This is a genomic window from Micromonospora globispora, assembly GCF_003857015.1.
Classification (GTDB): Bacteria; Actinomycetota; Actinomycetes; order Mycobacteriales; family Micromonosporaceae; genus Micromonospora; species Micromonospora globispora.
The window spans coordinates 1-10,382 of the sequence record NZ_QGGF01000211.1 but is presented as its reverse complement, the minus strand read 5'-3'; the positions used below and the strand labels follow the sequence as shown (position 1 = coordinate 10,382).

The 10,382-nt window shown below is 74.6% G+C and carries 12 protein-coding genes and 1 pseudogene; 3 read left to right on the top strand and 10 right to left on the bottom strand.

All coding sequences use genetic code 11. The annotated features are described in order from the left end of the window. The 5 genes from DKL51_RS08740 to DKL51_RS08720 form a co-directional block, all read right to left on the bottom strand. On the bottom strand, nt 1-303 hold a 303-nt coding region (locus tag DKL51_RS08740; RefSeq protein WP_185734754.1), incomplete at its 3' end, for a dienelactone hydrolase family protein. 70 nt (nt 304-373) lie between these two features. Further along, nucleotides 374-1,483 carry a nucleotide disphospho-sugar-binding domain-containing protein gene (locus DKL51_RS08735; RefSeq protein ID WP_109944406.1) on the bottom strand — a complete coding sequence of 370 codons (1,110 nt, stop codon included), beginning with the start codon at nt 1,481-1,483 and terminating at the stop codon, nt 374-376. A gap of 24 nt (nt 1,484-1,507) precedes the next feature. Further along, the gene (gene paaI / locus DKL51_RS08730) at nt 1,508-1,933 is read right to left on the bottom strand and encodes a hydroxyphenylacetyl-CoA thioesterase PaaI (protein ID WP_109944407.1); all 426 of its coding nucleotides are present in this window, start codon (nt 1,931-1,933) and stop codon (nt 1,508-1,510) included. A 1-nt stretch (nt 1,934) separates the two neighbouring features. Then, entirely contained in the window at nt 1,935-3,242 is a 1,308-nt protein-coding gene (gene paaK / locus DKL51_RS08725) for a phenylacetate--CoA ligase PaaK (protein WP_109944408.1), read from the bottom strand. A 205-nt stretch (nt 3,243-3,447) separates the two neighbouring features. Then, nucleotides 3,448-3,891 (bottom strand): DUF6766 family protein, encoded by a 444-nt coding sequence (locus tag DKL51_RS08720; RefSeq protein ID WP_109944409.1) that lies wholly within the window; start codon nt 3,889-3,891, stop codon nt 3,448-3,450. Between the two features lie 316 nt (nt 3,892-4,207). Between DKL51_RS08720 and DKL51_RS08715 the strand changes: the two genes are divergently transcribed. From DKL51_RS08715 to DKL51_RS08705, 3 genes are all read left to right on the top strand, one after another. Beyond that, a complete protein-coding gene (locus DKL51_RS08715) occupies nt 4,208-4,687 on the top strand; it encodes a FluC/FEX family fluoride channel (protein ID WP_243422345.1) in 480 nt (159 codons plus the stop codon). After that, on the top strand, nt 4,684-5,046 hold the full coding sequence (gene crcB, locus DKL51_RS08710; protein WP_109944411.1) for a fluoride efflux transporter CrcB: 363 nt from the start codon (nt 4,684-4,686) through the stop codon (nt 5,044-5,046). The genes DKL51_RS08715 and crcB overlap by 4 nt, the downstream gene beginning before the upstream one ends. A gap of 201 nt (nt 5,047-5,247) precedes the next feature. After that, nucleotides 5,248-6,192: a methanogen output domain 1-containing protein gene (locus DKL51_RS08705; RefSeq protein WP_109944412.1), complete on the top strand. Its 945-nt coding sequence runs from the start codon at nt 5,248-5,250 to the stop codon at nt 6,190-6,192. Nucleotides 6,193-6,276: 84 nt separating this feature from the next. Here DKL51_RS08705 and cobA read toward each other — a convergent pair whose 3' ends face one another. The 5 genes and pseudogenes from cobA to DKL51_RS08675 all read right to left on the bottom strand — a co-directional run. Further along, entirely contained in the window at nt 6,277-7,929 is a 1,653-nt protein-coding gene (cobA, locus tag DKL51_RS08695; RefSeq protein ID WP_109944413.1) for a uroporphyrinogen-III C-methyltransferase, read from the bottom strand. Continuing rightward, nucleotides 7,926-8,522 (bottom strand): precorrin-8X methylmutase, encoded by a 597-nt coding sequence (locus DKL51_RS08690; protein ID WP_109944414.1) that lies wholly within the window; start codon nt 8,520-8,522, stop codon nt 7,926-7,928. The genes cobA and DKL51_RS08690 overlap by 4 nt, the downstream gene beginning before the upstream one ends. Then, nucleotides 8,519-9,598, bottom strand: a complete 1,080-nt coding sequence (locus DKL51_RS08685) for a HoxN/HupN/NixA family nickel/cobalt transporter (RefSeq protein ID WP_243422348.1) — start codon at nt 9,596-9,598, stop codon at nt 8,519-8,521. Before DKL51_RS08685 ends, DKL51_RS08690 begins: the two co-directional genes overlap by 4 nt. A 26-nt stretch (nt 9,599-9,624) precedes the next feature. After that, nucleotides 9,625-9,783, bottom strand: a pseudogene (locus DKL51_RS08680) (4Fe-4S binding protein); the annotation flags it as partial. Further along, the coding region (locus tag DKL51_RS08675; protein WP_148097751.1) for a precorrin-3B C(17)-methyltransferase at nt 9,771-10,382 on the bottom strand (612 nt) is incomplete at its 5' end. The gene DKL51_RS08675 and the pseudogene DKL51_RS08680, both read right to left, overlap by 13 nt.

The following is a 10,382-nucleotide window of genomic DNA, read 5'->3' as shown; positions in this document are numbered from 1 at the left end:
CAGCAGGGCCGCCGCGGCCGGGCGCTCGGCCAGCAGCGCCCCGGCCACCCCGGCACCCATCGAGAAGCCGGCCAGCACCGTCTCCGCCGGCAGGTCGCGCGCCGCCGCGCGGGCTCGCTCGAGCACCGCGTCCCGGCCAACCTTGTCGAGCAGCGCGAAGCCCTCCTCCACAGTGTGGGCGGCCGGCAGGCCGTACAGGTCGGGGGTGGCCACCTGGTGCCCGGCGGCTCGCAACCGGTCGGCGGCGTCGAGCACGGCGGGCCGCAGCCCGTAGACGGAGTGGAAGAGCAGGACGTGTCCCATGGGCTCATCCTGCCCGAGCCTACCGACACATCCGCCCCAGCCGAGGGCGCGGCGACCGTCGCACCGGGGATCAGCACAGGGATTCGAGCCGCGAGACCACCTCGGCCGGCGGCGGCATCTCCGCGATCTCCCGGCCCACCTCCCGGGCGGCGGCCGCCAGGCCAGCGTCGGTGACCAGCCTGGTGAGGCTGCTCGCGGTGATCCCCCGGGCCGGTGCGGCGATGCCCGCGCCCCGGGCCCCCACCAGGGTGGCGTTGTACCGCCGGTCACCCGCGCCGACGGTGGCGAGCTGCGGAACCCCGGCCACCAGTGCGGCGAGGACGCTGCCCGCTCCGCCGTGGTGCACCAGCGCCGCGCTGGCCGAAAGCGCCGCCCGCAATGGGATCCAGTCCACCGTACGGACGTTGGGCGGTAACGCGGACCGCGACAGCCGCCGGTCGGGCCGCACCAGGACGAACTCGGCGTCCACCCGGTGGGCCGCCGCGACGACCGCCGGCATCGGGCCGGCGCTACCGGGACCGGCGACGGTGCTCCGGCTGACCAGCACCCGGGGACGCGGGCCCGGCTCCCGCAGCCAGTCGGGCAGCTCGCCGTCACCGGCGTACGAGTCGTATCGCATCGGCCAGCCGTCCTGCGCGACCAGGCTGGGCGGGGCCACGGCGATCGCGGCGGCCGGGGGCGGGACGGCCGTGACGCGGTGCCGGCGCAGCGCGTCGGTGAGCCGGTCGGTGGTGACCATGACCAGCTCGCGCCCGTCGAAGAGCGAGTTCTCGTGGCGTACGGCGGGGACGCCGACCCGGGCGGCGGCGAGCGCCCCGGCCACCGCGAACGGCTCGTGGAGCACCAGATCGGGGGACCACTCCTCGGCGAGGGCGACCATCCCGTCGGCCAGCTCGTCGTTGACCTGCCCGAAGAGGAGGCCAGCCCCGCGGGTGCCCGCTGTACCGGTCAGCTCGGCCCGCGCGATCAGGGGATGACGCAGCAGGACCCCCCGGGCGATCCGTCCGAAGTCGAACCGAGGTGCGACGTCGCGAACCGGGAGCCCGGAGCGGGCTGCGCCGAGGCCGTCGGCCGCCGTGGCCACCAGGACCTCGTGCCCGGCGTCGCGCAGGGCGAGCGCCAGCGGCAGCAGGGGGAAGACGTGACCGATCAGGGGTGCGGACGCGACCAGCACACGCATGATGCCGATGCTAGATGCCCGGTTTCAGCCCTGCGGTCCGCCCTCGTCGCGCGACAGGGTCCGGCTGCGGCCCCGGAACTCGGCCACCACCTCGCCGTCGCGCCAGACGGTGACGTCGTAGATGCCGCTGCGGCCGTACCGGGTGCGTTCGGTGGCCCGCGCCTCGAGCAGGTCCCCCTCGCGGACGGGGCGGAGGAAGCTGATCTCCCCGCCGGCGGCGACCGTCACCGGGCCGTGGCTGTTGCAGGCCAGCGCGAACGCGGTGTCGGCGAGCAGGAAGACGAAACCGCCGTGGCCGATGGCGTGGCCGTTGAGCATCGCCGCGGTGACCCGCATCCGGGCCACCGCCGCACCGTCGGCGGCGGATACCAGCTCGATGCCGAGCCCCTTGGAGGCCACGTCGGCGTCGAACATGTCGTGCGCCGCGTTGCGGCTGCCGCTCTCCCCCATGTCAGCGGCCCCGCCGCTGGTCGACGATCCGGCGCATCTTGCCCATCGAGCGCTCCACCCCGTCCGGCTCGATCACCTGCACCGCGACGGTGACCCCGATGCTGTTCTTCACCTGCCGGACCAGCTCGGCGCCGGCCCGCTCCGCCACGTCGGCGGCCACCCCGACCCGGCGCTCCACCTTCACGGTGAGGGTGTCCATCCGGCCCTGCCGGTCCAGCACGCACTGGAAGTGCGGGGACAGCGCGGGCGTCCGCAGGATCAGCTCCTCGATCTGCGTCGGGAAGACGTTCACCCCGCGCACGATCATCATGTCGTCGGTCCGGCCGGTGATCTTCTCGATCCGCCGCATGGTCCGGGCGGTGCCGGGCAGCAGCCGGGTGAGGTCCCGGGTGCGGTAGCGGACCACCGGCATCGCCTCCTTGGTCAGCGAGGTGAGCACCAGCTCGCCCTGCTCGCCGTCGGGCAGCACCTCGCCGGTGACCGGGTCGATGATCTCCGGGTAGAAGTGGTCCTCCCACAGGTGCAGGCCGTCCTTGGTCTCCACGCACTCGACCGCCACCCCGGGGCCCATCACCTCCGACAGCCCGTAGATGTCCACCGCGTGCATGTCGAGCCGCTGTTCCATCTCCCGGCGCATGTCCTCGGTCCACGGCTCCGCGCCGAAGATGCCCACCTTCAGCGAGGTGCTCCGCGGGTCGACGCCCTGGCGTTCCATCTCGTCGACGATCGCCAGCATGTAGCTCGGGGTGACCATGATGACGTCCGGCTCGAAGTCGCGGATCAGCATCACCTGGCGCTCGGTCATGCCGCCGGAGACCGGGATGACCGTGCAGCCCAGCTCCTCGGCCCCGTAGTGCGCGCCGAGTCCGCCGGTGAACAGGCCGTAGCCGTACGCGACGTGCACCCGGTCGCCGGGACGGCCACCGGAGGCACGTATCGACCGCGCCATCAGCCGGGCCCAGGTGGCCAGGTCCTCCTTGGTGTAGCCGACCACGGTGGGGCGGCCGGTGGTGCCGGAGGAGGCGTGCAGCCGGGCGACCCGCTCCCGGGGGACGGCGAACATGCCGAACGGGTAGTTCTCCCGCAGCTCGGCCTTGCCGGTGAACGGGAAGCGGGCCAGGTCGGCCAGCTCCCGGCAGTCGTCCGGGTGTACGCCGGCCGCCTCGAAGGCGCGGCGGTAGTGCGGCACGTTGTCGTACGCGTGCCGGAGCGACCAGCGCAGCCGGTCCAGTTGCAGCGCCCGCAGCTCGTCGACGCCGGCCCGTTCGACGGGTTCCAGCTCCTCCGGACGAGGGGTGCGGTCCTGCACGGCTGCCTCCTGCGCGTCGCGGTCCCGACGCGCCTGGACGCCGGGCGATGGTGCGTACCGTACGCCCGTACCGGTTCCCCTGCCAGATCAGGGGCGGCGGGGGTCGATAACGAAATCGGCTGCCCTGACATGACGTCACCTCCGATGCCCTAGCAGGCAACGGAGGTGACGTCGGGTGGAGCTCAACCGACGGCGCGACGCCGGGTCACGGGTTCTCCGGGTCCAGGTTCCGCTCGCGGAGCAGGGCGTCGAGCTTGGCCTCGATCCGCTCGTCGGACTCCCGCGACTGGGACGAGCCCCAGTAGTAGAAGAGGGCCAGACCGGCGGCCTGCCAGATCAGCTGGAGGAACTCGGACTGCCAGTTCTCGAAGGTCGACGCGAAGAACTGCGGCAGGAACTCGCTCCAGGCGAAGGACTGCCCGTGCTGGCTGGCCTCGTTGCTCTCCACGGTCATCTGGAGAAAGAACTGGCCGATCCAGGAGAAGAGGAAGAGCGCGCCGGTGACCAGCGCGAAGGAGTACGCCTTGGGCCACGCCGGCTTGCGGAACGGCGGCCCCTCGGGGCGCTTGCGGCGCGTGGAACGGCCGCCGTTCTGTGCGGCCTTGGAACCCGACGAACGCGTGCCGGCGGTGGTGCTGCCTGCCGCCATCACGAACCCCCTCTCGACGCAGGTCATCGCGGAGGAATGCGCCCCCGGGCAACGATCACGAAACCGACGCAGCCGACGGCCCCTCACAACTGCGTCGATTTCCCTCCGCCGGGTGATGCCCCCGCCCCTGGTGGCGAGGTAGCGGGTCGGCGCGGCGAGGGCAGCCGGTGCAGCGAGCCCGGGTGGACCGCGACGGGACGTTATGCTCGGCCGGAGACCGGCGGTGGGGCCCGCCGTCCCGGCCCGGGCCGGGAGAACCGCGACACCGTCGCCAACGGTCCCTGCCAGTGATCACCCGTACTGGTGGGGAGGGCCTGTGGCACGACCGCCCGAGTTCCGCGTCGACCCCGACGTCGACCTGCACGTACCCGCCGACCGGGCCGAGCTGACGGCACACCCGGCGGCGGTGCTCGGGGCGATCGCCGCCGGGGGCGTGCTCGGCGCGCTGAGCCGGGCCGGCATCCAGACCGCGTTCCCGCACCCGCCGACCGGCTTCCCGTGGGCCACCTTCGGGATCAACCTCGCCGGATGCCTGCTGATCGGGGTGCTGATGGCGGTGATCGGGGCGCGCCCGACCGGCCCGCTGGTCCGGCCGTTCCTCGGCGTCGGCGTGCTCGGCGGCTTCACCACCTTCTCCGCGTACGTGGTGGACATCCAGCGTGCGGTGGCGGCGGGCGCGGCGAGCGCTGCGCTGGCGTACCTGGCCGCGACGCTGGTCGGCGCGCTGCTGGCCGTCTGGGCCGGGGACGCGGCCGCCACCCGGCTGCTGGTGCGCACCGGCCGGGAGGTTCGGTGACCGTCCTGCTGATCGCGATCGGCGCGGCGCTCGGCGCGCCGCTGCGCTACCTGACCGACCGGGCGATGCAGGCCCGGCACGACTCGCCGTTCCCGTGGGGGACGCTCACCGTCAACGTGCTCGGGTCGCTGCTGCTCGGCGCCGTCGCCGCGATTCCCGCCGGCCCGACGGTGACCGCCCTGGTCGGCACCGGCTTCTGTGGTGCGCTCACCACCTGGTCCACGCTCAGCTACGAGACGCTGCGGTTGACCAGGGAGGGGGCCCGTTTCCACGCCCTCGCGAACGTACTGGCCAGCGTGGTCGCGGGGCTGGGGGCGGCCTCGCTCGGGTATGCCCTCGCCCGTGCCCTGAACGGCTGATCGACTTTTCCATCGACGTCGATCGTTGAGGGCCGGCCGGGCCGGGGGCGGGGAGAAGGCGTATCGTCGGGTTTGACGCGGCCATCGCCAGGGAGAGTCGCGCACCTGTCACATCCCTCGGCCTGTCGTCCGAACCGTCCACACGGGGCGCGGACCTGCCGGTGAGCTGCGCGACAGTCGACACCAGGATCGAGGTGCGGAGTGGAGTGGTTGCTCGCTCCCGCGACCGCGGCGGCGGCCAGCACGCTGCGCGGTGAACTGACGGCGTTCCTGCGCCGCCACGCCGAGGAGTCCGACGTGGTGGACGACGCCGGGCTGGTCGTCTCCGAACTGCTCGGCAATGCGGTGGAGCACGCCGGCGGACCGATCTGGGTCACCCTCGACTGGTCGGCGTCCCGGCCGGAGCTCGTGGTGCACGACCTCGGTCCGACCTTCGACGTCGGAAAGCTCACCCTGCCGACCGGCGACAGCGTTCGGGGCCGGGGGCTCTGGCTGGTGTCCCAGCTCGCCACGGACCTCGACGTGGTGGCCAAGCGCGACGTCGGCAAGCGGATCGGCACCGTGCTGCCGCTCACCCGCCGCGTGGAGCGGTCCATCGATCCGCCCCGGCGGGAGGTCAACCCGCTGCCCGCCCTGGACGAGGCCGGGCCGACGGGTTTCGGCCGGGAGTCGTTCCTCCGGGCGCTCGTGGTCGAACTGGCCCGTACCGCGGAGAACAGCACCGGCCCGGCGTCCGCCGAGCAGACGGTCGCCCAGGTGGGTGCGACCGTCGGCGGGCAGATGGAGGAGGAGTACCGCCGGGCGCGGGAGGTGGTCGGCCGGCTCACCGTCGACCAGATCACCGACTGCTACCTGCGGCTGAAGGCCGCCATCAACGGGGACTTCTACGTCATCTCCGCCGACGAAGAGCGGATCGTGCTGGGCAACCGGCGCTGCCCGTTCGGTGACACCGTCCGGCGGGCACCGGCGCTGTGCCGGATGACCTCCAGCGTCTTCGGCGGAATCGCGGCCCGCAACCACGGCGACGCGGTGGTGCTGCTCGACGAGCGGATCGCCGTCGGTGACCCGGAGTGCCGGGTCACCGTGCTGCTGGGCGAGGCCGCCCGGAAGAACCCGGGCGGCCATCACTACCGCCAGCACGGCTGACGGGCCCCGCCGGGCGGGGGCGCCCACCGAGGCGAGACCGCCGCCGCCGCGCCGAGCAGCAGCCGGCGCGACCACCGGACCGGCTCAGTCCACGGGGACCGCCGGGGCGAGCGCGACCACCGGCCCCACCACGAAAACCGCTGGCGGCCGGACGTCGTGCCGCCGCGCCACCTCGCCGACCTCGTCGAGGCGGCACCGGGCCGTCCACTGCCCCGGGTGCCCGGCGTCCCGCACCACCAGCACGGGGGTCTCCGCCGCCCGACCGTGCTCGATCAGCTCGGCGGCGATCTTCCCGATCGTGTCCACCGCCATCAGCAGCACCAGCGTCCCCCGGGACCGGCCCAGCGCCGCCCAGTCCACCAGGGAGTCCGGATGCCCGGGCGGCAGGTGTCCGGAGACGACGGTGACGTCGTGGGCGGTCCCCCGATGGGTCACCGGCACCCCGGCCAGGGCCGGCGCCGCTACCGCGCTGCTCACCCCGGGCACCAGCACCGTCTCCACCCCGGCCGCCGCGCAGGCCAGGACCTCCTCGTGGCCGCGGCCGAAGACGTACGGGTCGCCGCCCTTGAGCCGGACCACCCGCTTCCCGGCGCGGGCGTGCGCGACCAGGGTGTCGTTGATGGTGTCCTGCCCCATCGACGGGCCGCGCGGCACCTTCGCCGCGTCGACCACCAGCACGTCCGGGCGCAGCCCGGCCAGCAGGCCCGGCGGCGCGAGCCGGTCGGCCACCACCACGTCCGCGGCGTCCAGCAGGGCCTTCCCCCGTACGGTGATCAGATCGTCGGGACCGGGGCCGCCACCGACGATGGCCACCTGGCCCGGGCGCAGGCCCGGCTCGTGGTGATGGCCGTGCAGATGGTGGTGGGCGTGGCCGCCCGCCGGGTCGTCCGGATGGTGGTGCGGGGTCTGCGGCCGGCCGACCTTGTCCACGAACCCCGGCAGCGCCACCCGGTACGCGCAGGTGTCGCAGTTCATCCGGATGTCCCCGCGCAGCGCCTCGGCGTGCCGCTGGAGCACCAGGTCCGCCAGCGCGTCACAGTCGCCGATCGGGTCGGCCACCCGCACGTCCAGCTCGGGGTACGCGGCGGCGAACTCGTCGGTCTGTTCGACGATCCGGTCCGGCAGCACCCCGGCGAAGAGGAAGTACGGCGCGACCACGATCCGCCGGGCGCCGAGCCGGCGCAGCCGGTCCAGCACGGCGGGCACCGACGGCTCGGCCAGGGAGATGAACCCGGGCTCCACGCCCGCGTACCCGCGACCCTCCCAGAGCAGCCGCGCCACCTTGGCGACCTCGGCGTTGGCGTCCGGGTCGGTGGAGCCGCGGCCGATCAGCGCGATCCAGGTGCCGGCCCGGTCATCCCCGGCCAGCGTGGCGTCGATGCGCTCGGCCAGGGTGTCGTGCAGCAGCGGATGCGGCCCGAGCGGCCGGCCGTACGCGTAGCGCAGGCCGGGATGGCGCTGCTTCTCCCGGGCCAGCGCGGCCGGGATGTCGCCCTTGCCGTGGCCGGCGGCGGCGAGCACCAGCGGCAGCGCCACCAGGTTCCGGTGGCCGCGGTCCACCAGGGCGCCGACCGCGTCGGTCAGCGGCGGCCGGGACAGCTCGATGAAGCCGCCCTCGACGTCGTCGACGACGGCCCGGCGGCGGATCCGCTCGACGAGCGCGGCGAACTGGGCGACGCCGACCGCGCTGCGGGTGCCGTGCCCGACGACGAGCAGCGGGGTGCGGTCCGGGGTCATGGTTTCTCCTCCACGTACAGCAGGGCGTTGAGCGCGGCGGCGGCGACCGCGGAGCCGCCCTTCTCCCCCACGTTGGACACGGCCGGCAGGCCGCTCGCCCGCAGCGCCGCCTTGGACTCGGCGGCGCCGACGAAGCCGACCGGCAGCCCGACCACCAGGGCCGGCCGGGCGTCGCGGCCGATCAGTTCGACCAGCGCGGTCGGCGCGCAGCCGACCACCCAGACCGCCCCGGGCCCGACCCGGTCCAGAGCGACCCGGACCGCCGCCGCCGAGCGGGTGACACCGGCCTCCCGGGCCAGCTTCGCGGCCGCCGGCTCGGCCACCGGACAGACGATCTCCCGCCCGGCGCGGGTGATGCCGGCGGCGACCATCCACACGTCGGTGACGATCGGCGCGCCGACCCGCAGCGCGGCCAGCCCGGCGGCGAGCGCCGCCTCGTCGCAGACCAGGTCGGTGACGTAGTCCAGGTCGGCGCTGGCGTGCACCACCCGCTCGGTGACCGCCCGGGTCAGCGGCGGCAGGTGCGACAGGTCGACCCGGTCCCGCAGGATCCGGTACGACTCCCGCTCGATCGGGTGCACCACGCGGGTCATGAGCCCGCCTGCCCGTAGCGGCGGTCGTAGCCGCGCAGCCGCCACACCGCGACCGCACCGCCCCAGGAGAGGACGAAGAGCGCCACCACGGCGTACCCGAGTTGCTCGAAGTGGTCGGCGATCGAGGCGTAGCCGGCGAGGGCGGTGACCCCGAGCTGGTCGGCGAGCAGCCCGGCCAGGTAGACGCTGGCGACCAGGCCGCCGACCAGCACGGTCATCCCCGTGGTGGCCAGGTTGTACCAGAGCCGCCGGGCCGGCTGTCGGTACGCCCACGAGTAGGCGCGGCTCATCAGCAGGCTGTCTGCGGTGTCCATCGCGGACATTCCGGCGGCGAAGAGCAGCGGCAGGGTGAGCAGAGCGAGCACCGGCAGCCCACCGGCGGCGGCGGTGCTGGCGGAGAGCGCGAGCAGGGTCACCTCGCTGGCCGTCTCCAGGCCCAGCCCGAAGAGGAAGCCGATCGGCGCCATGTGCCAGGAGGAGCGGACCAGGGTCCGCGCCCGGGCGCCGAGGATCCGGTGCAGCAGTCCCCGGTTGAGCAGCAGCAGGTCCAGTTCGGACTCGTCCAGCGTCCCGGCGCGCAGCCGCCGCCAGAGCCGGGCCAGCCCGGCCAGCACCGCCGCGTTGAGGGTCGCGACCAGCAGCAGGAAGCCGGTGGCGGTGACCACCGCGACGGTGGCGCCGACCTCGCGTACGCCGGCCAGCCGGGGGCCGGTCATGGTGGCCGAGGCGAGCCCCACGACCAGCGCCAGCAGCAGCACCACCGCGCTGTGCCCGAGGGCGAAGAAGAAGCCGACGCCGACCGGTCGCCGGCCGCGCAGCAGCATCAGCCGGGTGGTGTCGTCGATCGCGGCGATGTGGTCGGCGTCGAAGGCGTGCCGGATCCCGAGCACGTACGCGAGGGTGCCGGCGCCGGCCAGTCCACCGGCGGCGGCCGGCTGGTCGTTCCAGTACAGGTAGAGGCTGCCGCCGGCGACGTGCAGCGCGGCGACCGCGCAGACGATGCCGCCGAGGCGTACCCGCTCGGCGCGGCTCCAGCGGCCGGTGGGCGGGACGGCGGTGGTCGGGGTGGAGGTCATCGCTCTCCTCGGGGTTCGGGGTCGACGCGGATCGCGTCCACGGGACAGATCTCGAGGCATTCGAGGCAGCCGGTGCAGCGGTCGGTCACCCGCAGTCCGGCGGGGGTCGGCCGGATCGCGTGCACCGGGCAGGTGAGCAGGCAGGCGCCGCAGCCCTGGCAGGCGCCGATGGTCACGCCCGCCACCGGTACCCCCGGGGCGTGACCATCCGGCCGGCGACCACGCGGGTCTGCGAGCTGCCGACCACGACCACGCTGTACATGTCGACCAGCGCCGGGTCGACGGTGGCCAGGGTGGCCAGGTGCACCCGTTCGCCGGGGCGGCTGGCGTTGCGCACCACCCCGACCGGCGTCTGCGGCGGCCGGTGCGCGGCGAGGGCCCGTAGCGCGGCCCCGAGCTGCCAGTCCCGGGCCCGGCTGCGCGGGTTGTAGAGCAGCACCACGAAGTCGCCCACGGCGGCGGCGGCGATCCGGCGCTCGATGACCTCCCACGGGGTGTGCAGGTCGGAGAGGCTCAGGTAGACGTGGTCGTGGCCGAGCGGGGCGCCGAGCAGCGCGGACGCCGCCAGGCCGGCGGTGACGCCGGGGACACCGACCGCGTCGATCCGCTCGTCGGCCTCCTCCAGCGCGGGGCTGGCCATCGCGTACACCCCGGCGTCGCCGGAACCGATCAGGGCGACGGCGTGTCCGGCCACGGCCTCGGCGACCGCGGCGCGGGCCCGCTCCTCCTCCGCGCCGAGCCCGCTGGCCAGCACCCGGGTGCCGGGGCGGAGCAGGTCGCGGAC